At 62.5% G+C, this 24,470-nt stretch carries 16 protein-coding genes and 2 other RNA genes; 11 read left to right on the plus strand and 7 right to left on the minus strand.

Annotated elements, in window-relative coordinates:
* Positions 1–7: 7 nt before the first annotated feature.
* The 6 genes from dnaX to rnpB form a co-directional block, all read right to left on the minus strand.
* Positions 8–2,263 (minus strand): DNA polymerase III subunit gamma/tau, encoded by a 2,256-nt coding sequence (dnaX, locus tag J3R75_RS08030; RefSeq protein ID WP_307260996.1) that lies wholly within the window; start codon positions 2,261–2,263, stop codon positions 8–10.
* Between the two features lie 85 nt (positions 2,264–2,348).
* An RNA gene (ffs, locus tag J3R75_RS08035) (signal recognition particle sRNA small type) lies at positions 2,349–2,448 on the minus strand.
* A 193-nt stretch (positions 2,449–2,641) separates the two neighbouring features.
* Positions 2,642–3,556 carry a GTPase Era gene (era, locus tag J3R75_RS08040; protein WP_307260997.1) on the minus strand — a complete coding sequence of 305 codons (915 nt, stop codon included), beginning with the start codon at positions 3,554–3,556 and terminating at the stop codon, positions 2,642–2,644.
* A 58-nt stretch (positions 3,557–3,614) separates the two neighbouring features.
* Positions 3,615–3,890, minus strand: coding sequence for an Lrp/AsnC family transcriptional regulator (locus J3R75_RS08045; RefSeq protein ID WP_307260998.1), 276 nt, complete (start codon positions 3,888–3,890; stop codon positions 3,615–3,617).
* Positions 3,891–3,913: 23 nt separating this feature from the next.
* Complete coding sequence (ptsP, locus tag J3R75_RS08050) at positions 3,914–6,238, minus strand: phosphoenolpyruvate--protein phosphotransferase (protein ID WP_307260999.1); 2,325 nt, start codon at positions 6,236–6,238, stop codon at positions 3,914–3,916.
* Positions 6,239–6,341: 103 nt separating this feature from the next.
* Positions 6,342–6,702, minus strand: an RNA gene (gene rnpB, locus J3R75_RS08055) — RNase P RNA component class A.
* A gap of 1,026 nt (positions 6,703–7,728) precedes the next feature.
* Between rnpB and J3R75_RS08060 the strand changes: the two genes are divergently transcribed.
* Both J3R75_RS08060 and J3R75_RS08065 read left to right on the plus strand, forming a co-directional pair.
* Positions 7,729–10,671, plus strand: coding sequence for a rhamnogalacturonan lyase family protein (locus J3R75_RS08060; RefSeq protein WP_307261001.1), 2,943 nt, complete (start codon positions 7,729–7,731; stop codon positions 10,669–10,671).
* 29 nt (positions 10,672–10,700) lie between these two features.
* Positions 10,701–11,936 (plus strand): FAD-dependent oxidoreductase, encoded by a 1,236-nt coding sequence (locus J3R75_RS08065; RefSeq protein ID WP_307261002.1) that lies wholly within the window; start codon positions 10,701–10,703, stop codon positions 11,934–11,936.
* A 902-nt stretch (positions 11,937–12,838) separates the two neighbouring features.
* On the opposite strand, the gene mnmA is transcribed toward J3R75_RS08065, so the two are convergent.
* Complete coding sequence (gene mnmA, locus J3R75_RS08070; protein ID WP_307261004.1) at positions 12,839–13,873, minus strand: tRNA 2-thiouridine(34) synthase MnmA; 1,035 nt, start codon at positions 13,871–13,873, stop codon at positions 12,839–12,841.
* A gap of 274 nt (positions 13,874–14,147) precedes the next feature.
* Here mnmA and J3R75_RS08075 point away from each other — a divergent pair, with 274 nt between their 5' ends.
* From J3R75_RS08075 to J3R75_RS08115, 9 genes are all read left to right on the plus strand, one after another.
* Positions 14,148–14,825 (plus strand): hypothetical protein, encoded by a 678-nt coding sequence (locus J3R75_RS08075; RefSeq protein WP_307261006.1) that lies wholly within the window; start codon positions 14,148–14,150, stop codon positions 14,823–14,825.
* A 17-nt stretch (positions 14,826–14,842) separates the two neighbouring features.
* The gene (locus J3R75_RS08080; RefSeq protein WP_307261007.1) at positions 14,843–15,826 is read left to right on the plus strand and encodes a phosphorylase family protein; all 984 of its coding nucleotides are present in this window, start codon (positions 14,843–14,845) and stop codon (positions 15,824–15,826) included.
* A 771-nt stretch (positions 15,827–16,597) separates the two neighbouring features.
* Entirely contained in the window at positions 16,598–17,539 is a 942-nt protein-coding gene (locus tag J3R75_RS08085; RefSeq protein WP_307261008.1) for a tetratricopeptide repeat protein, read from the plus strand.
* Positions 17,540–17,588: 49 nt separating this feature from the next.
* Positions 17,589–18,158: an LPS assembly lipoprotein LptE gene (lptE, locus tag J3R75_RS08090; protein ID WP_307261009.1), complete on the plus strand. Its 570-nt coding sequence runs from the start codon at positions 17,589–17,591 to the stop codon at positions 18,156–18,158.
* Positions 18,159–18,205: 47 nt separating this feature from the next.
* A complete protein-coding gene (gene ispF, locus J3R75_RS08095; RefSeq protein ID WP_370882389.1) occupies positions 18,206–18,697 on the plus strand; it encodes a 2-C-methyl-D-erythritol 2,4-cyclodiphosphate synthase in 492 nt (163 codons plus the stop codon).
* 38 nt (positions 18,698–18,735) lie between these two features.
* The gene (locus J3R75_RS08100; RefSeq protein WP_307261011.1) at positions 18,736–19,470 is read left to right on the plus strand and encodes a ComF family protein; all 735 of its coding nucleotides are present in this window, start codon (positions 18,736–18,738) and stop codon (positions 19,468–19,470) included.
* Positions 19,471–19,553: 83 nt separating this feature from the next.
* On the plus strand, positions 19,554–20,438 hold the full coding sequence (gene accD, locus J3R75_RS08105; RefSeq protein ID WP_307261012.1) for an acetyl-CoA carboxylase, carboxyltransferase subunit beta: 885 nt from the start codon (positions 19,554–19,556) through the stop codon (positions 20,436–20,438).
* 29 nt (positions 20,439–20,467) lie between these two features.
* Positions 20,468–21,025 carry a DUF192 domain-containing protein gene (locus tag J3R75_RS08110; RefSeq protein WP_307261013.1) on the plus strand — a complete coding sequence of 186 codons (558 nt, stop codon included), beginning with the start codon at positions 20,468–20,470 and terminating at the stop codon, positions 21,023–21,025.
* Positions 21,026–21,069: 44 nt separating this feature from the next.
* Complete coding sequence (locus tag J3R75_RS08115) at positions 21,070–24,438, plus strand: HzsA-related protein (protein WP_307261014.1); 3,369 nt, start codon at positions 21,070–21,072, stop codon at positions 24,436–24,438.
* Positions 24,439–24,470: the final 32 nt, after the last annotated feature.

A 24,470-nucleotide genomic window follows, 5' to 3' on the forward strand; every position in this document is an offset into this window, starting at 1 on the left:
TGGGGGGTTATTTTGACTCGCGGATACGCGCGTCGATAATGTCGCTGCCGAATATCTGGCTGAATGTCTCGACGATCGGCTGCTTCGCCAGCGCCTCCCGCTCTTCGATGGTGCAGCGGCGCAAACCGGCTTTGGTGTCTTCATCCACGAGGGGCATATGGGCGGTTATTTCGACCCTGCCGCGGGATTGCACCATCTGAAAGGCGTGGTTGAGGGCCTTGAGCGATGCCGCTTCCTGCAGCACGCGTACGTGATGTTGGGTCATGGTGCGCCGATCGTAGGCGAGCAGGAGAACGCCGGCGCGGTAGGATACTGGCGTTAGCGCCTTGACGATGTCCACCAGCTCGCTGCCCGGCGCAATCTGCGCCGTTTTGTCAGCCAAAGCCTGAAGATGGCGCCCCGGGTCATTTTTCATGTCGTCGGCAGGGGCGTTCAGCAGGCTTTCGGTGGCATCGGCAAAAGCCATACCGTCGAGCACGTCGTCGGGTGCCATGCCATCGTCATCGCTATCGGCCGCCTGTGCCAGCAGATTGTTGATCATGTCGGCCGAATGGGCGCCGTGGGCCCCGGCGAGCACGGCCACGTCGTCGGCGTCAGCGTCAGCGTCGTCGTCGTCGTCAGCGTCAGCGTCAGCGTCAGCGTCAGCGTCGGTCGGTACGGCCTCCTCTGCTTCTGCCTCGGCAGTGGCGGGTGCGGCAAGCGCGTCGTCGTCTTCGTCGGTGACGTTATGATCGGCAGCGTCCGCTACCGCAGTGTTGTCGGTACTGGCCGCGGCTGGGACATCGTGAGCATCGTTCGCCATCGCGGCGGACGAATCCGGCGCACTGGCTGTGGTTGCGGCCGGTGCCGGAGTTGCGGCGGGTGCGGGTGCCGGAGTTGCGGCGGGTGCGGGTGCCGGAGTTGCGGCGGGTGCCGGAGTTGCCGCCGGTGCGGGTGCCGGAGTTGCCGCCGGTGCCGGAGTTGCGGCGGGTGCGGGTGCCGGAGTTGCCGCCGGTGCCGGAGTTGCCGCCGGTGCCGGAGTTTCCTGGCGGACGATTTTCGTTAGCGTGACTTGTGGTGGCGGTATGACCACTGTTGGCCGTGGCGGCGGCATTTGCTCAGGTGGCAGGGCGCCGCTGATGAGGTTCAGTTGGGTCATGATGTCGTCGATTTGAACGCTATGGGCGTCGAGCATGACGCGGGCCAGCACGGCCTCGAAGTAAATGCGTTTGTTGAGGGCGGCGCGGAAGGACCATTCCTGGGCCACCAGCCCCTGTAGGACGCGCTGAACCAGCTGCGGGTCAAGCGCTTTGCCGATGGCGCAGAGGTCGGCCAGCTCGCTGTCGCTGACTTCCAGCAGGTCCTGTGGATTGCCGCACAGCGACGCCACCATGATGTTGCGGACATAGCCGATGAGATCCGCGAAGAGCCGCTCGAGATCGCGGCCGTTGTCCGCCAGTTCCTGCAGGATCTGCAGGCCGCGATTGAGGTCGTTGGTGAAGAGCGCCGCCGCCATCTCGCGCAGCTCGACGCCTGAAGCCAGGCCAAAGACGTCGATAACGTCCTGTTCGCGGATTATTTCGTCGGCCTTGAGACCGCCGCAGAAGGCGATCATCTGATCGAAGATCGACTGGGCGTCGCGCATGCCGCCGTCGGCAGCGCGGGCGATCGCCGCCAGGGCGGCGTCTTCGACGCTGATTTTCTCTCCGTCGGCGATCTGTCGCAGGCGATGGACGATCAGTGGCACCGAGATGCGCTTCAGATCGAAGCGCTGGCAACGCGACACGATGGTCGGCAGGACTTTGTGGGGCTCGGTGGTCGCAAAGATGAATTTCACATGTGACGGTGGTTCTTCGAGGGTCTTGAGCAGTGCATTCCACGCCTGGGTGGTGAGCATGTGCACTTCATCGATGATGTATATTTTGTACTTGCCATGTACTGGCGCGTACTGCACGTTGTCGCGAATGTCGCGGATGTGCTCGACGCGGTTGTGGGACGCGCCGTCGATCTCAATGACGTCTAGCGAGGAGCCATTGGCCACCTCAAGGCAACTTTGGCAGCGGCAACACGGCTCGCCATCAACGTTGTTGCTGCAATTCAACGCCTTTGCAAAAATGCGCGCGGAGGTCGTCTTGCCAATACCGCGGGAACCGACGAAGAGATACGCGTGGCCAATGCGGTTCTGCAGAATGGCGTTCTTCAACGTCCGGCTAATGTGCTCCTGGCCGACGACTTCAGCGAAAGTCTGTGGCCGCCATTTTCGCGCGAGAACTTGATAAGGCATGATGGAGGGTCCTCTCGGGATGTCATGGCGGACCGGCATTGGACGGACAATGCGGTCCCTGACCCGGAAAAAAGAAGCCGTGCCGTCTGCCCCGGATTGTCCCGGCGCCCAAGTCGGCTGCTTAGGGCTGCTTGGTTCCCCACCTGACCCGGTTCACAGAGTTCCTGTCGCACAGGTGCCGAGACAGACGACACGGCAAAAACCAAATATACCGCCTGAAACAACCTAATTCAAAAGACAAACGACGCTCTTTTTCATCCGACTGATCCGACTGATCGGACCGATCAAGTCGACGATCCGACTGATCCGACTGATCAAGTCGACGATCGGTCCGATCGGTCCGATCGGTCCGATTGGTCCGCGAAAAACGTGCGAGGTTCATTCCATCAGGCGTATTTCCTTGAGGAACTGCTTGCGTCGGCGCCAGTCGGGGACGACCTTGACGAAGAGACTGAGGTCAACGCGAGTGCCGCAGAATTCGGCGATTTTAGCGGCGGCGTGGTGTCGCAGGTGTTTGATCATCTTGCCGCCCTGGCCGATGATAATCCCCTTGTGGTTTTCGCGTTCGATATGCATGGTGGCGCCGACCAGCAACTTGCGGTCTTTCTCTTTCCAGGTGTCGACCGTGACGGCGATGCAGTGCGGCACTTCCTGCTTTAGTTCCTGGAGGAGGACTTCGCGGATGAGCTCGGCGGCGACGTCCCGCTCATAGACATCGGTCAGTTCGTCGGCATCATAGAGAAAGATGCTCTGCGGGAGCATGCTTTTGATCATGGCCATGAGGTCTTTGACCCGCTCGGGGTCCATGGCGACCAGCTGCACGCAAGGCGCGTCGGGAAGGTACTGGCGGTAGAAGCCCAGACTGGTGGCGATCTGTTCCGGCGTGGCCACATCGACTTTGTTGATGGCAATGATAGCCGGCTTGCCGTTGGCCCGGGCACGCTGGGCGGTCAGGGCGTCTTCTTCGCCGGGTTCGCGGCTGGGATCGACCATGCAGACGAGCAAATCGGCGTCTTCCAGCACCCGCGACACCGAGTTGTCCATCGCCTCGTCAATGGCGATTTTGTTGACATGCACGCCCGGTGCGTCGAGGAAAAGAATTTGCGCCTCGGCATCGGTGTAGATGGCCAGGAGGTACTTACGGGTCGTCTGTGGTTTGTCGGACACCGCCGCCAAATGGCGGTTGAGGACGGTGTTGACCAACGTGGACTTGCCGGTATTCGGCCGGCCCAGCAAGGCGACATAGCCGGTGATGCCGCTGCGAGGTTTTGGGGTATCTGCTGTTGAATCCATAGGGGGAGGGGGGCATGTCACCGGCACGGCTTGCCGCTGGCCTGTCAGCGGGCCTTGATCATGAGTTATTGCCGAATAGTGCGGGCAGGTCGTAGGTCGAATGACTTTCCAGGGCGAAGAGTGTCTTGGTCCGTTCCACGCCCGGCGCGTTGACGATGGTGTTGGTGATGAGATTGGCTAGGTCTTTATTGTCCTGCACCCGAATGACTGCGACCATGTCGTATTCGCCGGCGACGACGTGGACTTCGGTGACGCCCCTCTGTTCCAGGAGGGCCCGGACAGTCTCGTGGACGCGTTTGTCTTCAACGCTGATCAGAACGAATGCTGTGACCATGTGCCTGTTCCTCGGGGTTGGGGTTAGCTGGGACTCTTGATCATGCCGGCTTCGTCAATGAGTTTCATCACGTCCATCTCCGTTTCACAAAGGATAGCACGTGCAAAGAGTTTTTCACAATCGGGTATCGATAATTGGTTGACCAGTGGGCGCAGTACCGGCGCTTGATGCGGCGTCATGCTTAGCTGGCGTAGGCCGGCGCCAAGGAGCAGCGGCAGCGCCCGGCGGGAGCCGGCCAGTTCGCCGCAGAGGGTGACGGTCTTGCCTTTGTAGGCATGGACCTGCCGGCAGATGTCTTGCAGAGCCCGCAGCACGATCGGGTGGCACTGCCGGAACCACTTGCTGACCCGGGCGTTGGCGCGGTCGACCGCAAAGAGGAACTGTACCAGGTCGTTGGTGCCGATGCTGACAAAATCGACCTCCGGTAGCAGCCGGTCGAGACCGTAGAGCGCGGAAGGCACTTCGATCATCATGCCGAGGCGATAGTCGCCGATCTTGTCGCCGCGCTGCCGCAGTTCCGCCGCGGCAACCTGCAGCGCCTGTTTGATTTCCGCCAGGTCGTAGAGGTCGGCGACCATGGGAACGAGGATATGGACGTCGCCCAGCGCGCTGGCCCGCAGGATCGCTCGTAGGTGGGGCGCCATGATCTCGGGGTTGGAGAGCAGGAAGCGCAGGCCACGCCAGCCTAGCGCCGGGTTGTCTTCGTGGTCGGTTTTGAAATAGGGCAGGGGCTTGTCGCCACCGGCGTCCAGCAGCCGGATGGTCACCGTCGCCCCGGCGGCGGCCTTGAGCATGCGGCTGAAGATATTGAACTGGTCGTCTTCGCTGGGCATGGCATTGCGGATCATGAACATGAATTCCGTGCGGTAGAGACCGATGTCGCGAATACCGTAGTGATGCATGCTGACGACTTCGCTGAGTAGCGTGATGTTGCCCATGAGCTGCACGGGCACGCCGTCGGCCGTGGCCAGCGCACTCTCGGGCGGCACGGTGTCGCTCAGATTCTGCCGGCTGTTGCGGAAGATGCGGATGGGGCCGGCGAAACGCCGCAGCAGGGCCGTCGTCGCCCGTAAAAAGCATGAGTCGCTGCCGCAGTCCATGATCACGCAGTCGCCTGAGCGCGCCTTGAGCATGATGCCTGGCACGCCGACCAGCATGGGAATCTGCAGCGCCCGCGCCAAAATCGCCGTGTGCGATGTCGCCCCGCCCTCTTCGCAGAGGATGCCGCAGATTTGCTTGAGCGGGACGCTCACCAGCTGGCTGGGCAGCAGTTCGCGCGCGACCAGGATGATGCGGCGCCGATCCGCCAGCTTCGGCGCGTCGGCCGGGGCCGCTTCCAAGCTGCCGCGTAAATTGTCCGCCGCATTTTTCAGGCGGAGCATGACGTCTTTGATGTCGCTGAGGCGTTCGCGCAAGTACGGGTCGTCGATCTTCTGATACTGGGCGCTGAAGTCGCGGAGGGCCCGTCCCAGCGCGTCCGTAAGGAGGAAGCCCTTGTCGAGATAGGCCGTGATGTGCTGCTTGAGCGTTGGATCATCCAACAACATCGTGTGCATGGCAAATATCGCCGAATCGGCCTCGGCAAGGACATCGCCGAACTGCTTGGCGGTATTGATGCTGTCTTCACGGGCTACCCGCAGGGCGTCGGCAAAGAGCCTCTTTTCGGCGGCAATGCCCTCCGGTGTCACCGAGTCGGGATGATTTTTCGGCTGGAGGATCTTCTCCACGCCGACGAGTTTTTGCACGTAGCCGCAGGACACGCCCTTGGTGATGGCCTTGCCCTTGAGGATGACGTCCTGAGTGAGCTCGGCGGTGGCGGTTGTGTTGCCGGCGTTGGCGCTGTAGTGCTGTTTGTCAGCCAGCAGCGCATTGAGAATGAAGAATGCCAGTGGCGGTACGACGGCCTCGATGCTGTTGAGCACTCGTTGCGGGAACGGCCGGTCAGCTTCGCGGGCCAGCGCCAGCGAGCCAATGGGCCGACCGCCCACAACCAACGGCAACAGCAATAGACTGTGAAAGCCATTGGCCAGGTGAGCAAAGACGCCGACCAGCTCCGGGGGGAGATGCTTCTTGCGGTCGTTGACCGCGCGGCCATTGCGGATGATGTCGTTGCCAGTATCCGAACTGAGTTCCAAGGGCAGCTTCGCCGCCAGCGTCGCGGGCACGCCGTGCGCGGCGTAGAGGACGATGCGGTCGTCCTGTGGGCGGATCACGAAGATAGCGCCGGCGCCGGCGCCGGCATTTTCGACCAGGCAGCAGACGGCCTGCTGCAGGCCCTGCTGGGCGTTGGGCGTCTGGGCGATGATTTCGCTGATTCGATGGATGATCTGTTGGTCGTTGTTCGGCATCGGCGCATGTTCCCGGGAGGAGGCGTAGTCGTATACTGTGGTTCGCGCATCGCTCCCCGCCCGGGGAGTCAGGCGGCGCGCGGGTCACAATGTTCCCAAAAGAGCGCAACTGGCGACTGTAAGCCGGATTCTGTACGGCGCCTTGCGGCGCCGTGACGACCATTCATCTAAGCGACCGATACCCGGAACTCATCCTGCAGAGCAGGCCGGTACGAGCAGCACCTTTGTTCCCTATTTGGTCTTGCACCGGAAGGGGTTTACCATGCCCGCCGGGTTACTCCGGACGGCGGTGGGCTCTTACCCCACCCTTTCACCCTTACCCCGTGAGGGGCGGTTTGCTTTCTGTGGCACTGTCCTTCCCGCGGCATATCGTCCGCGGTATCCGGCTTTTCAACCGGACTTCCTGCCCTATGGTGTCCGGACTTTCCTCCCCGTCGAAACGGAGCGGCCGTCCATCGCCAGTTGCGTGCATAAAGTAACTCCGCAAGGGGGCATTTACCAGCAGGAAGGCAGGGTGAAGGAACCCTGGAGGTAATCGGTCACCCATTGAGAATTGAACCATAGAGCTTCTGGCTGAGTCAAACGCGCCCGTTTCCCTGGCCGCGAAGCGGCAGAAGCGCTGAAAGCGCGAAACATACCAGCCCAGGGCAAGCAGCGCTGAAAGCGCGCGCCGCCCTGGGTACAACGGCGACTACGTCCGTGTTCCTCGGCCTCTTTGGCCCCAGTCGGCGCAGCTGACTGGGGCCAAAGAGGCAATGGAACTCACTTACTTACCCGGGGTTGACGTCGCGACATGTCTGGGCGTCCGTTCTCAATGGGTGACCGATTACCCCGGGATGTAATGCCTCACCCGTTGATACTGGCCATTCCTGCGGGCTTTTGTTTTCAGCGCCATAGGCGCGGCCTAAGACAGCCCAGGGCAAGCGCCCGCAGGGCGCGTCGCCCTGGGTAGGGGGCCCCACCCGAAATGAGCCCTGAAAGGGCGACCTAAAAACATCGTGCAAGGCGCTTAGGTACAGGAAAGGGAAGACACATCGTTCCATTGCCTCTTTGGCTCCAGTCAGCTTCGCCGACTGGGGCCAAAGAGGCCGAGGAACACGAACAAAAATGGCGCTCTACCCAGGGCGACGCTCCGCCTTCGGCGTCGCTTGCCCTGGGCTATCATAGATCGCGCTTTCAGCGCTTCTGCCGCTTCGCGGCCAGGGATATCGTTGGCGCGCTAGGCTTCGCCTGCTGGCCTCTGGCGCCGGCGCGGGCTAAAAGCCCGCACCACGGCCGGAAGACGGGCGCGCTAAGGCCGCCTGTTGCTCTACGGCTCAATTATCAAGGGCTGACCGATTACAATTATTTCTTCATGAGGGCCGTTATAGCCATGCAGGGCCCACTTCGGGCGGATAAAGTATGCCGCGCTTTTATTTATCCCCGGCACGATTGCGGTGCACGCCGTAGGAACGGCCAATTGACCTAAGGAGAAGCAGATGAAGTCCCTTATGCGTTCATGTCTCGCCATTGCCGCGTTAAGTACGACCATGTTTTTTGCTCAAGCGCAGGATGCGGCGCCACTGCGTGTTGACAATGCGGATTTTGAGGCCGGCCAAGTCGGCGCCCGGCCTGACCAATGGACGTGGTGGCACCGCGAGAATATCGGCTCGGCCACGTTGGTTGAAGAAGCGCGCAACGGCCGTTTGGCGTTGCGCATAGTCGCCGCCGGCAAGGACGACTGGGCCTTTTCCGGTGGTCCGCGCAACGACGTCACTCCTGGCACGGATTACGCTATCAAAGTGTGGTACAAGGGCGAAAAGACTGGTAGTGTGAGCGTGCAGGCGGTCGGGCACAAGGACGGCAAATTTGTGACCTGGTCGGTTGGCGAAACCCGCAGTCCCAAGCCCAGCGTCGACTGGGCCGAGGCCACCGGCTATTTCACCGTGCCGGAAAGCATCAATCAGATCGTCATCCGGGTTGTCGGCCGCGGTGACACGGACGTTATTATTGACGACATCCGCGTCGTTCCCGAACAAGCCCCGGTCATTCCCCCCAGCCCGAAGATCGAGGGCTTTGCCAAAGCGCGCGTAGGCGAGCAATTCGCCCGTTGTGCGGTCGGCCAGATGGTCGATGGCGCCATGTACCTCAGCTGGCGCCTGCTGGCTGACGACGCACCGGACTGCGCGTTTGATGTCTTTCGCGTCGTTGACGGCAAGAGCAGCAAGCTCAACACCACACCTATCCGCCAGACCTGCGATTGGCTGGACGACGCGCCTGTCGCTGGCGCCAGTTACGCCGTGGCCGTCAGCGGCAGCGCGGCCGCGCCGGCGCCCGTGGAAATACTCCCCCTCGACGAAGGCAGCGCCCTGAATTGCAAAATCTTCAAGCTCAGCGATCCCGAAGCCAGCGCGTTCAAGGTCGGCATTGGCGACCTAAATGGCGACGGCGTTTACGACTACGTGGTGATGCACCCCGGCAGTGTGGTTGATCCCTGGCATGTCTACTGGAAAAAATCGACCAAGACCTTCAAGCTGGACGCCTTCCTGAGTGACGGCACGCTCCTGTGGACCTTCGACCGCGGCTGGTCCATTGAGCAGGGCATTTGGTATTCCCCGTTTATCGTCGGCGATCTCACTGGCGATGGCCGGGCCGAAGTGGCGCTGAAGGCCGCCGGCGAGGGCGACCAGCGCGACGAAGAAGGCAAGGTCACCACTGGCGAAGAATGGCTGCTGATTCTCGACGGCATGACCGGCAAGGAAATTGCCCGCGCGCCGTGGCCCAGCCGCGACGACTTTGACAGCTATAACTATGCATCGCGCAACCAGATCGTCATCGCTTACCTCGATGGCAAGACGCCCTGCGTGGTGCCACTGCGCGGCACCTACACCCGCATGACCGCCGAAGCCTGGCAGCTCAAAGACGGCAAGCTCGAAGCGCTCTGGCGCTATGACAACCACGATCGCCCCCGTACCTACCGTGGCCAGGGTGCGCATACTGCCCACGCCGTCGATATTGATGACGACGGACGCGACGAAATTATCCTTGGCAGTGTCGTCCTCGATGATAACGGCGATCCACTCTGGACCACCGGCAAGGGCCATCCCGATGCCATGTACTACGGCGAGATCATTCCGCAACGCCCCGGCATGGAAATCGCTTACATCATCGAAACCGGTCAGCGCGTGGATGGCGGCATCAATGTCGTTGACGCCCGCACGGGCGAATTCGTCTGGAAACTCCAGCAGCCGACCAAGCACGTGCACGGCGGCGGTGTCTGCGCGGATCTCGACCCGATCCATCCCGGCGTCGAAGTCGGCGGCACCGACGCCGACGGTCACAAGCTCACCGAAAACCGCTGGCTCTTCAGCGCCGACGGCCAGACCCTGCTGAAGAAAGGCACCGAGATGCCCTACGGCTTCGGCGTTAGTGTGGCCTACTGGGACGGCGATCTCCAGAAAGAACTCGTCCGCGCCAAGATCCTCAAGCACGACGGCGGCGAGGTCGGCTCGCGAGTCGCCGGCAGGTTCGTCCTGGCCGCCGACGTTTTTGGGGACTGGCGTGAAGAGATACTCACGAGCCAAAACGGCGAGTTTCGCATTTACAGCACGGACATTCCGGCGATGGATCGCCGCGTTTGTCTCATGCAGGACATCAGCTATCGCATGCGCGTCGGCAGTAACGCCATGGGTTATACCAGCGGCGTGCTACTGAGCAAGCTGCCATCGGCCCACAGCCCGAATCTCAATCTGACGGTTCAGCGCGAAGTCAATCTCTGCAACCTGCGTGTCGTCGTGACTGCGCCTATGCAGGAGGGTCTCGCCGGCACGTTGCATCTCGATCCCATAGCTGGTGTCAATCTGCCGACTACGCCCATACCGGTGAAGCTGGCGGCCGCAGGCTGCATGGTCGAGAATATCCCACTGCAGGTCGAGGGTGGCGTTCGCGCCAAACTGACGGCGCGGTTGGTGCTGGCAGACGGTCGGGTGCTGCGCGGCCAGAGCTTCCTGAACGTCAACGACAGCAATGTCCTCAAAGACGCTTTCTTTGCCGAGGCCGAGGCCTTTGTCGCCCAGAGCGGCGGCGAAGTGCAGATCCGCGACGACAAGCGCGGCGTGCAGGGCAAGGCCTTTTCGCACTGGGATGCTCAGGGCCACGCCCTGACCTGGGCGATCAAGGTGCCCGAGGCTGGCCGCTATCAGCTGGTCGTGCGCTACAGCAGCAGCGCCGGCGCGCAGCGCTCCATCCGCGTCAATGACCAGGACCTCGGCTCGTTCCACTTTTTCGGCACGGGTGGTTTCGGCGACCTCGAAAGCGACTGGGATCACTTCTACTGTGTCCGCAATGGCCAGCCCGTCATCCTGGACCTCCCGGCCGGGGAGCAACGCATCCAGATGGTCAATGAAGACGGCAAGGGCAACAACCTGGACTACGTCGCCCTGATCAAAAAATAAACGAAATGCAACCCAAGGCAAGAGGCACGATGGCGATGAAGGAATGGATCAGCGAGCCGGCGCGGGATATCCCGGTAAGTGGCGATTACGACGTGGTAGTGGTCGGCGGCGGCATCGCCGGCGCGGCGGCGGCCCTGGCGGCCGCCCGTGGCGGTAGCAGCGTCTGCCTGATTGAGAAAGCCTGCGCTCTCGGCGGCCTGGCGACCATCGGCAATGTCATCATTTACCTGCCGCTCTGCGATGGCCGGGGCCGGCAGGTCATTGGCGGTATTGGCGAAGAGCTGCTCAAACTCTCTGTTGACGACGTGAGTGAGCCCATTGAAAACATCAAAGTCATACCCACCCCGACCTGTTGGCAGCCGGGCGGCGATCTCGAGGAGCGCAAGAAACACCGCTATCGCTGCAGCTACAATCCCATCACCTACCTCTACAAGCTCGAACGGCTCCTCCTCAAAAACCGCGTGAAGCTCTTTTACGACATGCGCTTTTGTGGGCTGGTTCGGGATGGCCGGCGCATCAGCGCGGTGCTGATGGAGAGCAAGAGCGGCCGCACGGCCCTGCGCTGCAAAGCCGTGATCGATGCCAGTGGCGACGCCGATGTTTGCGCGGCGGCCGGCGAGAAGACCCAGTCGCTGAAAACCAACGTGCGCTGCGGCTGGTACTACTACATCGACCACGCTGGTCAGGTCCAGCTCATGCCGCTGACCAAGCCCTTCAACGCTACCCGCCGGCTACCGGAAAGCGGCGAGTTGTTCCGCGGTGACGACGCCACGCAGGTCACCAAGATGATCCTGGCCTCGCGGCAGCTGATGATGGACGACCTTGCCGCGAAACAGGCCAAGAGCGGCGGCAATCCCTATCCGATCATGATGCCGACCATTCCCTGCTTCCGCATGACGCGTCGTCTGGTGGGCAAGGTCACGCTCAAGCCCAGCGACGACCACCGCTGGTTCAACGACACCCTCGGCATGACCGGCGACTGGCGCAAAGCCGGCCCCATCTACTGCCTGCCCATGCGCGCCATGGCCGCCGTCCAGACGCCGAACCTCATCAGCGCCGGCCGCTGTCTGTCCGCCGGCGGTGATACCTGGGATGTCACCCGCGTCATCCCGACTTGCGCCGTCAGCGGTGAGGCCGCCGGCGCCAGTGCCGCGTTCCTCGCTCGCGAAAATGGCAACGTCGGCTTCCTCGATCTCGATGTCGCCGACCTCCAACGCTACCTCCGCCGCCGCAAAAACATCATCGACCGCACTATCCTCAAATAGCGTAGCTCGACTATCCGCCGATGAGTCAGTATTTGAGCGCTGAAAGCGCGATCGATGATAGCCCAGGGCAAGCACGGCGCCGTTCGGTACTGCCTTTCATCGCCGCGAAGCGGCAGAAGCGCTGAAAGCGCGATCGATGATAGCCCAGGGCAAGCACGGCGCCGTTCGGTACTGCCTTTCATCGCCGCGAAGCGGCAGAAGCGCTGAAAGCGCGAAAGCATACCAGCCCAGGGCAAGCACGGCGCCGTTCGGTACTGCCTTTCATCGCCGCGAAGCGGCAGAAGCGCTGAAAGCGCGATCGATGATAGCCCAGGGCAAGCACGGCGCCGTTCGGTACTGCCTTTCATCGCCGCGAAGCGGCAGAAGCGCTGAAAGCGCGAAAGCATACCAGCCCAGGGCAAGCACGGCGCCGTTCGGTACTGCCTTTCATCGCCGCGAAGCGGCAGAAGCGCTGAAAGCGCGAAAGCATACCAGCCCAGGGCAAGCACGGCGCCGTTCGGTACTGCCTTTCATCGCCGCGAAGCGGCAGAAGCGCTGAAAGCGCGAAAGCATACCAGCCCAGGGCAAGCACGCTGAAAGCGTGCGCCGCCCTGGGTTATGCGCCCTCTATGCTCGTGTTCCTCGGCCTCTTTGGCCCCAGTCGGCGAAGCTGACTGGGGCCAAAGAGGCAATGGAACCCCCTGCAACGTTTTCACCGTCTTGTGCCTTGCGCGGTTTTGTTTAGGTCGCCCTTACAGGGCTCAATTCGGGTGGGGCCCTTACCCAGGGCGACGCGCCCTGGGCTATCTTAGGCCGCGCCTTTGGCGCTGAAAACAAAAGACTGCGTGACCGGCCAGTATTGCTGCGTGACCGGCTGGTATCAATGGGTGATCCATTACCTAATCCGCGCAATCTGCGGAAAACTAGCGGATCCAGCCGCCGGCGACGACGCGGTCGTCGAGGTACGCGGCGGCGAGCTGTCCGGGCGTCACGGCGGATACTGGATCGGCGAAGACGATCTCAGCGCGGCTGTCGTCGAGCCGTCGTAGCGTAGCAGGTCGAGCCTGCATAAGGTAACGCACCTGCGCTTGCACGGGTAGTTCCGCACCGGCCGCGGGCGGTGGCAGGAGCCAGTTCACGTCCTGCAGGATCACGTTGCGGCTCAGCAGTTCGTCCTGTCGGCCGACGACCACGAGATTATCGGCGATATCGACCCGCAGTACAAACCACGGGCCGCCGCCCAGGCCCAGGCCGCGGCGCTGACCGCGAGTGTACTGGTAGGCGCCGCTGTGGCGACCGAGGCGCGTGCCGTCGCTCGTCACAATCCACCCTTCGCGGGACAGTTCCGGATAGCGCGCCGCGACAAATGCCGCGAAGTCGCCGTCGGGCAGGAAACACAAATCCTGGCTTTCGCCTTCGCCAGGGGCGACGAGCTCCAGGGCTGCGGCGCGGGCTTGGACGTCTTTCTTTAACATGTCACCGAGGGGAAAGATCGCCCGCCGGCGCTGGTCAGCATTGAGCATAGCCAGGAAGTAGCTTTGGTCTTTGCGCGGGTCGCGACCACGCAGCAGCAGCGTGTCATCGCCAGCGGGCACGAGTCGGGCGTAATGGCCCGTGGCGACGCGTTCGCAGCCGGCGGCGAGCATCGCGTCGAGCATGGCGCCGAATTTCATCTGCGCGTTGCAGCACACGCACGGCGATGGCGTCAGGCCGCGGCGGTAGGCATCGGCAAAAGGCGTGAGAACGAGCTCTTCAAAGCGGTCAGTCATGTCCAGCACCCGGTGCGGGATGCCCAGACGCGCGGCGACGGCCGCGCCCTTGGCCGCGGTCGCGCTGCAGCCCGGCAGGAGCTGCATGGTGAAACCAATGACATCGTGGCCCGCCTCAAGCAGGAGTTTCGCGGCCAGCGCACTGTCCGTGCCGCCTGAAAGGCCGACGCCAACGCGATAGGTCATCATGAATATCCTCGGAGTGGTGAAATTGTGAGTAGCTGGCTGAGCGCCGGGTAGCGTAAATGCGGCCCGCGCCATAGACCCGTATCGCGCGGGCGCCGTTCCTTGTCGCCATACTGCATACCCGCCGGCAAATATACATCCGTCCACGTCGCCTGTGGTCTTGGCGGCGGCACTTCCGGAGGCTATTTTAGGTGTTCTGACTTGGTTGGCGCGCTCCCCCCATCAACTCGCGTCGCAGCCACGGTCCTTCGTCATGTACAACAACGGAATGAACACAATGCAGCGAATGATTCACGGCGCGCTGTCGGCACTATGCGTCATTTTCCTCGCCGGCGCTCTCTGCGGCTGCCTGGATCACGAACAGACCGTGGTCTTCAACAACGACGGCAGCGTCATTGTCAGCTTTCTGTACATCTTTCCCGAAAATCAGCGCCAGACCCTGGAAAATGCTCAGGCCGTCATCGACCAGTGGCAAGGGCAAGGCGATCAGGACAATCGCGTCCCGGGCATCAACAGCTTCCTCAACGAAGAAGCCGTGAAGAGCTACTTCAATGCCCGGGCGGACATTGAGTTGCGGCATTACAAACAGACGACGGACAACGGCTTCTGCCGGGTGCAGATCATCGTCCTCGGCCGCGATGCCGCCAGCGCGATCAACAGTGGTATTTTTGGCGCTTTCCAGCTCAAGCAGGAAAATGGCTTGACGACTTTCTCGGCGGAGTTACCCAGCACGCCAGCGCGCTGGGACCAGCAGCGTCTGGCCCAGTTGCGGACCCTCTTAGCCAACACCCAGCTCAAGCTCAGCGTCACCACGCCGGCGCCAATCCGTCACTGCAGTCGCGACCGGCATGACAAAAACTCTGCAACTTGGTCATTTACTGCGCAGCCGAGTACCGACCGGCCCGACAGCGCGGACCTCTTTGCGCCACCGCCCGCCATGAGCGTGTCATGGTAGAACAACGGCAGACTGCTATGACCCAACGACGTCCTTCTCTGGCAGAGTATGCACAGCGCAATGCGGCGCTGCTGCGGGAGCATTTCGGCGCCTGGCGCGAGCCGGCCTTCTTCATCCAGTTCGGCGCCGGGTTCGTGCTTGATGGCCTCTTTGACCAGCCGCCGCACGACCTGCCGCTGCATCGTCTCGACGGCATGCCCGACGGCCTCACCCCCGATCTTAACAGTCCCGAGCTGCTCTACGGCTGCTGTCAGGACCTGCCCATATTGGTGGCCCGTGGTCACCGCCATCTCTACGAAGGCCATGGCGTCCACCCCTGCGTGTTGCCGGCACTAACCGCTATCGCCCTCGGCGTCCACCGCCATATTTTAGTTGACAGCGCGCTGAGCCTGCGCAACGACATCAAGCCCGGCAGCTGGACTGTCCTTACCGACTTCATCAACGGCCACCATCTTTCGCCCTTGGATGGCCAGCATGATCTGCTGACCACGCCATTTCCCGACATGAACAGCGCGCTTTCCCAGCTGCAGAACTCCGAGATCGTCAACGCCCTGCATGGTGTCGGCGTCGACGTGCGGCACTGCGTCTTTCTTTCCCAGCCTGGATCGCAATTCTGCACCATGGCTGAGGCCGCCATGGCCCGGCAGAGCGGTGCCGACCTGATCGGGCATGACCTGGTCATGGAGATTATCATGGCCCACGCCATGGGCGCCATGGTGTCGGCTTTCGCCCTGGCTGCATTGCAGCTGCCCGAGGCCACGCCGGCCGCATTGCGTCGCGACGCCGTCCTCAGCACCTGCCAATTCGCTTCGCCCGATTTTATCCGCGGCCTGCGCCTAGCCATACCCGAAATCGTCAAAGTCCACCATGCCAGCAATAGTGCGCCGCCACCACTGCCCGAGCCCAATGCGGACGACGTCCTCCACGAGGACTATCGCCGCATCAAGGAGCCCCGCAGCCCCCTGCGCAGCCGCCTCATCCGCAAGAACCAACCCGAATAACGCCTTGGGGACTTTTTGGACGCCGGGGACTGATTGGCGGCGGCGCAGGGGCGAGGACTCACTGACTCATGAGGCATGATCCCATGGATTGGACCGTGGGGACTTTTTGGACCGTGGGGATTGACGCATTGGACGCCGGGGACTGATTGGCGGCGGCGCAGGGGCGAGGACTCACTGACTCATGAGGCATGATCCCATGGATTGGACCGTGGGGACTTTTTGGACCGTGGGGATTGACTCCCGACGCCTTGGACTGATTGGGGACTGATTCGACTCCTGGGAGCGCCGCCGTCCCGGCGGCATTTGAGCGCTGAAAGCGCGAAGCATACCAGCCCAGGGCAAGCGACGCCGAAGGCGGAGCGCCGCCCTGGGTAGAGCGCCAGTATTGCTCGTGTTCCTCGGCCTCTTTGGCCCCAGTCGGCGAAGCTGACTGGGACCAAAGAGGCAATGGAACCCGATGTAACGTCTTCCCCGTCGTTTCCCTTGCGCCCCCGGCGCCGTTTTTAGGTCGCCCTTACAGGGCTCATTTCAGGTGGGGCCTTTACCCAGGGCGACGCGCCCTGGGCTATCTTAGGCCGCGCCTTCGGCGCTGAAAACAAAAGACTACAGGAAAGGCCAGTATCAATGACTGAGGCATTACTACCGCCTTGCGGCGGGGCGGGCGGCGGGTGGTAGACGGGAGTGCGATCGGCAAGTATGTTATGCTTTTTGCATCAGCGCCTTTCGCTTTGTTGAATTCTGCTTGTTCATCCCTTACCCGAGGTCTACCATATGAAAAACGCTCTGTTCGCCCTGTTGCTCGTCGTCGCCGCTGTGACTGTAAGGACGGCGTACGGCGCTGACAAAGACGAGGCCATGGTCGATTTTGTGGCGAATCAGCAGCTGCTGCAGGATGCCACCGAGTCCGAGAAGCAAGGCGAGTACAAGCGCGCAGCGCGTCTCTTTCGCAAGTTGGGCAACAACACTCAGAGTCCCCAGCTGAAAGCGGCCTATCTGCTGCGGCAGGCCGACTGTTTCTTCGCGGCCCGCAAAGTCCGCAAGGCCCTGCCCCTGTACAAGGAGTTGATCGAGCGCTATCCGCTGTATATTCCCTATGAGCACGTCGTCAAACAATTGCGGGCGTTGGCCGAGAGTTTTGTTGATGGCAACGGCACTTTCCTGGGCTTGCGCGACAAAACGGCCGCCATTGAGACTTACGAGCTGATCATTCAGGGCGCGCCGTCCATCCACGTGTCACTAGCCGATCGCCAGCGCCTGGCCGAACTGCTGGTCAACGAGCACCGCCCAGAAGAGGCCATCGCCGTCTATCAGGCGATTCTCAAGCAGGATGCGAAACTCGCGGGCGTTCGTGCCGATGTGGCCATGCTGCTCTTCGACATGAGCAAACGCGGCGATGGCGATGGCAGCAAGCTGCGCATGGCCGTTCGCCAGGCTGAAATGGCCCTGCAGCAGGACCCGTCACAGCCACGCAATCGCGAACTACTTGATCTCATCAGCCAGTCCAAGCAGATACAGGCGCAACGCAGCCTCGACAAGGCCGTGTTCTACCTCAAACCGACTCACAAGAACATCGTTTCGGCTCGGCGCTACCTCCACGACCTCATCCGCGAATATCCCGACACCACCGCTGCCCAGGAAGCCCGTCGCATCCTGGATAGCAACCCCGAACTGACGGCTGACGCCGTTGCCATCCCGGCTGTCGCCCCGAAATGATCACCACCGTCGTCCTATCCCACACATCATCACTTGCCAAGGATCGACTATGACCACGCGACTCCTGCATCTGCACTGGCTCGGCCTGGCACTCATCGGCTGCGTCATGGCCCTCTCGTCCTGCTATCACTGGGGAGCGCCTGGCGCCAAGCCCGGCACCACCATTGCCGTTGCCAGCGTCGCCAATGACACCACGGAAGGCGCCCTCGCTGCGACCATGCGGCAAAAACTGCAGGAGCATTTTGCCAACCAGCCTGGCGTTTCCTGCGACAACCAGACCGCGAAGAGCGACTACGTTCTCAAAGTGCGGCTGCTGTCCATCAGCAATTCCGGCATCGCCCGCAGTGAAATCCGGGACAAGCGGGCCCGCGAGGATGACGCCAACGCCTACCAGACCGTCCTCTACCGCATTGAACTCAAGACCGCCTATGAGCTCTTCCTCAGTACCGATCTGGAAAAGCCCGTGCTAAGCCGCGAGGTCATTGGCAGCGCGGATCTGCCGCGCATGCACGATCGCGACATTCCCCTCCAGGCCGCCTGTCGTCAGGCCGCTGATGACGCCGCCCGAAAAATCGTCGCCGATATCTTCGACCAGGAGTCACTGCCGCTGACGCCATAAACCCCGCCGGCGACCTAAGGACAACTTACGCAAGGAGCGCCACCATGTTGCGAATCGGTCAGGGCTACGACCTCCATCGCTGCGTCTCCGGACGGGAGCTCTGGCTGGGCGGTGTGCATCTGCCCTCGCCGTGGGGCCTCCAGGGCCATTCTGACGCCGATGCGTTGCTCCACGCCATCACCGATGCCGTTCTGGGCGCCCTCGCTCTCGGCGATATCGGCCAGTGGTTTCCGGACACCGATGAGCGTTGGCGCGGCGCCAGCAGCGCGCTGCTCTTGCGCCAGGTTTTGGACGATCCCCGCGTCAGTTGCTGGCAGCTGATCAATCTCGATTGTACCGTCATCACCGAAAAACCCAAACTGGCGCCGCATATTCCGGCCATGCGCGAGGCCATCGCCGCGCTTTTCCGTTGCCAGCCCGAACGTATATCTGTCAAAGCCAAGACGAACGAGCAGCAGGACGCCATCGGCCAGGGCGCGGCGTTGGCCGCCCAGGCCATCGTCCTGCTCTGTGATATGGCTGATTACCCAGAAGATTAATCAGCGCCCGTAGCGGCGCCTAGCAGAAGAACGCATTCATGACGTCCATCGCAGGTACTATCATCACGGCGTGCGGCGGCATCTGCCGCAGCGTCGCCGACATTGCGGTGCCGCCACTCTGTCCACTCTGCAAAGCCGAGCTCAGCTGCGGTCCCAGGCGTCTTTGTACGGCCTGCGAACAGCTGCTACCTTGCTTGCCGGAGCGCCGTTGCCCGGGCTGCGGCGGCGCCAACGACAGCTATCTGGACCTTTGCCGGGACTGCCTGGAGTGTGGTGGCCGACCGTGGGCCGCTGCCGTTTCGGCCTTTCCCTTTGCCGGGCAGCTGCGCGAAGCCGTACACGCCTTCAAATACCAACGACAGACCAGCCTGGCGCCATTTTTGGCCGGTGCCATGGCCGACGCCTGGCGGCGCTACGGCGCGGCGCCGGACCTGATCGTGCCGGTGCCGCTGCACTGGCTGCGCGAAATCAGCCGCGGTTACAACCAGGCCGGCCTGCTGGCGCAGTGTCTGGGACGGGAGCTCCGGCGGCCTGCCGTCAATGCCCTCCGCCGGCGCCGCCGCACTTCGCAGCAAGCGCGACTGCATTATGAAGAACGGTTGAAAAATATCAGCGGGGCCTTCATGGTCAAAAAGCCAAGCATCATCGTCGGCAAATCGTTATTGCTGGTTGATGATGTTTTCACGACGGGCGCGACTCTCAGCGCCGCCACGACGGCACTGCTGGCAGCCGGCGCGGCGGCGGTTTACGTCATTACTGCCGCCAGAGACTGATCGCCACGCGCTGACTGTAAACGGCGGCAGTGCCAGCAACTAGCAACCACAGCAAGCACAGCAAGCAGCAAGGACATACACACATGCAGGGATTTTTCGGAAAAACCATTTCGCCACTGGGCAAGGCCTCGCCCAAGGCGGACATACCGGCCGGCGTCTGGCTCAAATGCAAAGGCTGCGAGCAGACCATTGCCCAAAGCGCCTTGGACAGCAATCTGCAGGTCTGTCCCGTCTGCGGTCATCATTTTCCCCTCACTGCTGGGCAGCGCATCGCCCTGCTCAGCGACGAGGGAAGTTTCCAACAGCTTGGCGAGGGCTTGTCGTCCGTTGATACGCTTGATTTTGCGCACGACAACAGCTATCCGCGCAAGCTCAAGGAAACACAGGCGAAGACTGGCCTGAAGGATGCGGTGGTCTGCGGCTGCGCCACTCTCGACGGCACGCCATACGCCTTGGCTGTCATGGACTTCCGCTTTTTCGGTGCCAGCATGGGGTCGGTAGTCGGCGAGGAAATCACTCGCCTGACGGAGGAAGCCACGCGCCGCCACCTGCCGCTGGTGATCGTCACCGCCAGTGGCGGTGCTCGTATGCAGGAGGGCGCTCTGAGCCTCATGCAAATGGCCAAGACCTCTGGCGCGCTGATGCGCCATGACGAAGCCGGCCTGCCGTACATCGCCATCCTCACGCATCCGACTACCGGCGGCGTCACCGCCAGCTTCGCGTCGCTGGGCGACGTCATCCTCGCCGAGCCGAAAGCGCTTATCGGTTTTGCCGGCCCGCGCGTCATCAAAGAGACCACCCGCAGTGAATTGCCACCGGGCTTCCAGAGCGCGGAATTCCTGCTTGACCACGGCCTGGTCGATCGCGTTGTGCCGCGCGCCAAATTGCGCGCCGAGCTGGCGCAGCTGCTGGTCTATCTCTCACCCGAAACTACCGCCGGCTGCACTACCGCCGGTCGGCAGGCCTGAGTCGCGCTAACGCGTCAGCGATTGGAATCATGAGCAGCATACGATATCATCTCAGCAGCCTCGTCACTGTCGTCCTCATGGCCCTCGGCGGCCATATCGCCCTGCAGCACGGCCAGGCCAATGCTGCGGAAAAACCGTTGCGGCCGGCATACTGGCCGTTGCTCATCAACGGCTACGCCTTTCCGAAGCTGGAGCTGGCCCTGACGCCCATGGAACAGGCCCGCGGACTCATGTTCCGCGAGAAGGTGCCCAATGACGGCGGCATGATCTTCGTTTTCCCGGAAAGCAGCCAGCGCTCATTCTGGATGAAGAACACCCTTGTGCCCCTTGATCTGCTCTTTCTTGACGCAGACGGCAAGGTCGTTGCCATTCACCGCATGCAGCCCGAAATGCCCCAACTCAACCACGAGAGCGAATGGGCCTACGAAGAACGCCTGAAACACTACCCCAGCTACAAAGAAGCGCGCTTCGCCATTGAATTCGCCGCCGGACAGGCCGAACTCTGCGGCATCAGCGTCGGCGACAGCATTGATGTCGGCATGGCCGAACTGCTCAAAATCGCCGCCGCTTACGCCATCGACGACTGATAGCACCCACCGCACAAACCGCCGGGGATGGCGGGAAGAGATGAATGACCATGAAAAAAATCAGCGCCGCCGTCCTGTTTCTCTGTTTTGCATTTAGTGCCGGCATCCAGGGGCAGCCAGCAGGCACAGTCGCGGCTGACGCGGCGGCGGCGTGGGCGGAGCGCCTCCTTACTGGCCGGGACGTGTTGGCTAGCAGCCATTCGCTGAGCACCAAGCCCCTGTTGGTCACGCCCAACCTCGAAAAGGGCAAGGAGGCGGTGTATTATGACGTCGATGTCACTGGCTGTCAGCAGCTTTGGTTGACGGCGGGCTACGGCGGCGACGGCAACGGCGGCGATCACACGTGCTGGGTCGATCCGGTCTTTACCCGTGAGGATGGCACGACCGTGTCCGGCCTGGGGCTGCCCATGCTCGTCAACAGCGTCCAGTGGCAGCGTCTTTTCGTCAACAGCAACTTCCGACGCGAGCCGATCAGCATCGGCGGCAAAATTCACCAAGAGGGCTGGTGGGCTCATTCCCTCAGCCATATCTGCCTGAAACTCGACGGGCAGTTCAAGAGCTTCCGTGTCGGTGTCGGCGCCGACAAAGCCTGGAACGCCGGCAAGTACATGCACTTCGAAATCCACGCCGCCCTGCCGCAGGACAAAGTCGCCGGGATATTTGCCCAGAGTCTCGCGCAGGACTTTCCTGTTGAGGAACGCTGGCTGCGCCAGGACTTGGGCGTCCAGGATGGCGGTCACGCCGCGCTGTTCGCCAGCGGCTTGACCGCCGTGGCCGTCGCTGACCTGGTCACCGCGCAGGCCAAACGCCTGGGTATGCCGGGCCAGGACTACCGCCAGCGCCTCGCTGTTATGCCAAAAAACGATAAGCGCGAGGATCTTGCCGCCCTCCTTGCCTTCTACCACGAAGTCCGCCGGGCCGCAACGATCATTGACGATGCCGACAAGAGCTTTGAGCTCGCGCGCAAGTCCCTGGCGTTCGTGGAAAAGAGCCGCGCGCTGCCCGCCGAGACCGCCGAGCTCGCCGCGCTGACGGCGCGCGCGGCGGCACTGCCGGAGCGCCCTGACGGCAGCTGGCCGCAGCTGCTTAGCGACCTCAAGGCGTTGCGTCGCCGCATTATTCTCTCCCATCCGCTCCTTGATTTCACTGACCTGCTGATCAACAAGCAGCCGCCGACCACCTACAGCCACCAATGCGACCAGTACCTCGGCCGCCACAGCCGACCCGGCCCCGGCTTGGTCGTCCTGCGCAACTGGAAAAGCGCTGCGCCCGAGGCCGTTGAGCTGCTGAAGGACAAACTACCCACCGGCAGCGTCGCCCACCCCGATCTGTCCTACGACGGCAAAAAAATACTTTTTTCCTATTGCGATCACAGCGTGGAAAATCGCGCCCACCGGCGTTTTTTCATATGGGAGATCAATAGTGACGGCACGGGCCTGCGGCAGCTCACGGGCACCGCAAACGACGCGCGTGAGGGCGAGGGCGGCCGCGATACCGTGCTGGTCGAGGACTTCGATCCCTGCTATCTGCCTGATGGCAACATCGTTTTTGTGTCCACGCGCTGCCAGGCTTTCGGGCGCTGCCACCACCGCCGTTACAATCCGTCCTATCTGCTCTACCTGATGAATGGGGACGGCGGCGGCATCCGCCTGCTGTCCTTCGGCGAGGCCAACGAGTGGGACCCGAGCGTCCTTCCCGACGGCCGCATTATTTTCAGCCGCTGGGACTACATCAATCGCCACGACACTTTCTACCAGAGTCTGTGGACGATCCGGCCCGACGGCACCAACACCGCCCACTACTACGGCAATTACACGATCAACCCCTGCATGCTTGCCGAAGCGCGGGCGATTCCCGACTCGCGCCAGGTCGTCTGCACGGCCATGGCCCATCATTCCTACACGGCCGGTTCCATTATTGCTCTCGATCCCAGCCAGGGCGAGGACGGGCCCAAGCCCATCACCCGCCTGACGCCCGAAACGCGCTTCCCGGAGACCGAAGGCTGGCCCGAGGGCGTCTTCTGCACGCCATGGCCCCTCAGCGAAGACCTCGTGCTGGCCGCGTATACGCCGGAGAAACTGGCGATGCAGGGTAAAGTCCAGTCTGTGGGCGCTTACGGCATAGTGCTTATCGACTCCCTCGGCGGGCGTGAGGAAATCTACCGCGATCCGGCGATGTCCAGCGTGTCGCCCATACCCCTGCAGCCGCGGCCGGAGCCCGTCCTGCTCAGCTCGACTCTGCCGCCGCCGCTGGACGAGCAGGGCCAGACGCGCCCCGGGCTGCTCTACATCCAGAATGCCGCGCTTGGCCGTATGGATTTCGAGGCGCCGATCAAGGCCCTGCGGGTCAACAGCATCATTGGCCAGCCGACGCCGTCGGTGCCCCATCGCGGCGCGGTCCGGCAGGAGATCGTCAAGCGGGTGGAGGGCACGGTGCCGGTCAATCCCGATGGCAGCGCATTTTTCCACGTGCCTTCCGGCGTGCCAATCCAGTTACAGGCGTTAGATGAGCAGGGCATGGCCGTCATGACCATGCGCTCTTTCATCTTCACCCAGCCGGGCGAAACGCTCAGCTGCATCGGTTGCCATGAAGACCGCGCGCTGACGCCACCACCGCGCAGCGGCAACGCCGGCGCGCCCAAGGCGCTGACGCCGTCCGTCAACCACGACTACCCGGGTGGCTTCAGCTACTTGCGCTCTGTTCAGCCCATCTTTGACCGCCATTGCATTTCCTGCCATGGCCTCGGCCAAGCCCAGCCGGATCTGCGTGGCACGCCGGTGGAACGACCCGTGCCCGACTATCCCGGCTGGCCGGGCACTGTGCGGGTCGCCACGTCCTACAACGAGCTCATCAATCGCCCCGGCATGGTCAAGATCGCCCAGCGCAACGTGGAAACCGCTGTGAGCAAGCCGCGCGACTACTTCGCCCATGCCGGCAAACTCATGCCATTCCTCCTTCAGGGGCATTGTCCGGCGCTGCTTGCCGACAAGGACGCCGTGGCGACGGTCATCACTTGGCTCGATCTCAATGCGCAGTACCACGGCGACTACTCATTCGCCCGCCGCGAAGACATCAGTGCCGACCCGGCCGGCGAAAAGGCCCTGCGCGATGCCGTTCGCGAGCGCTTCGGCGAAGCCTGGGCGGCGCAGCCCTACGCGTGCCTGGTCAATGTCGCCAATCCAGCCCAGAGCCGCGTGCTCATGGCGGCCCTGCCCGCCGCTGTTGGCGGCTGGGGGCAAGTCGCCGCTGCCGCCGGCGCTTTTACGGGCCATGACGACCCGGCTTGGCTCCACTTCCGGGCCCTCGTCGAGCAGTCCATGGCGCCCTACGAGCCGCCGGCGGCCGATGGCACCTGCAAGCAGAGCAAGTGCATTTGCGGATCCTGCTGGGTTCCTGCTCAGCAAATGAAATAGCGCAGCAGCGGCGGCGACCCTTCGGGTGTCGC

This window comes from Oligosphaera ethanolica, from assembly GCF_030814695.1.
In the GTDB taxonomy this organism is placed as follows: Bacteria; Verrucomicrobiota; Lentisphaeria; order Oligosphaerales; family Oligosphaeraceae; genus Oligosphaera; species Oligosphaera ethanolica.

Coding starts and splice junctions, on each gene's coding strand:
- J3R75_RS08115 (WP_307261014.1), top strand. CDS start 21,070: ATGACCATGAAAAAAATCAGCGCCGCCGTCCTGTTTCTCTGTTTTGCA.
- J3R75_RS08110 (WP_307261013.1), top strand. CDS start 20,468: ATGAGCAGCATACGATATCATCTCAGCAGCCTCGTCACTGTCGTCCTC.
- J3R75_RS08085 (WP_307261008.1), top strand. CDS start 16,598: ATGAAAAACGCTCTGTTCGCCCTGTTGCTCGTCGTCGCCGCTGTGACT.
- mnmA (WP_307261004.1), bottom strand. CDS start 13,873: ATGATGACCTATCGCGTTGGCGTCGGCCTTTCAGGCGGCACGGACAGT.
- lptE (WP_307261009.1), top strand. CDS start 17,589: ATGACCACGCGACTCCTGCATCTGCACTGGCTCGGCCTGGCACTCATC.
- J3R75_RS08100 (WP_307261011.1), top strand. CDS start 18,736: ATGACGTCCATCGCAGGTACTATCATCACGGCGTGCGGCGGCATCTGC.
- ptsP (WP_307260999.1), bottom strand. CDS start 6,238: ATGCCGAACAACGACCAACAGATCATCCATCGAATCAGCGAAATCATC.
- J3R75_RS08060 (WP_307261001.1), top strand. CDS start 7,729: ATGCGTTCATGTCTCGCCATTGCCGCGTTAAGTACGACCATGTTTTTT.
- dnaX (WP_307260996.1), bottom strand. CDS start 2,263: ATGCCTTATCAAGTTCTCGCGCGAAAATGGCGGCCACAGACTTTCGCT.
- J3R75_RS08045 (WP_307260998.1), bottom strand. CDS start 3,890: ATGGTCACAGCATTCGTTCTGATCAGCGTTGAAGACAAACGCGTCCAC.
- J3R75_RS08065 (WP_307261002.1), top strand. CDS start 10,701: ATGGCGATGAAGGAATGGATCAGCGAGCCGGCGCGGGATATCCCGGTA.
- J3R75_RS08080 (WP_307261007.1), top strand. CDS start 14,843: ATGACCCAACGACGTCCTTCTCTGGCAGAGTATGCACAGCGCAATGCG.
- accD (WP_307261012.1), top strand. CDS start 19,554: ATGCAGGGATTTTTCGGAAAAACCATTTCGCCACTGGGCAAGGCCTCG.
- era (WP_307260997.1), bottom strand. CDS start 3,556: ATGGATTCAACAGCAGATACCCCAAAACCTCGCAGCGGCATCACCGGC.
- J3R75_RS08075 (WP_307261006.1), top strand. CDS start 14,148: ATGCAGCGAATGATTCACGGCGCGCTGTCGGCACTATGCGTCATTTTC.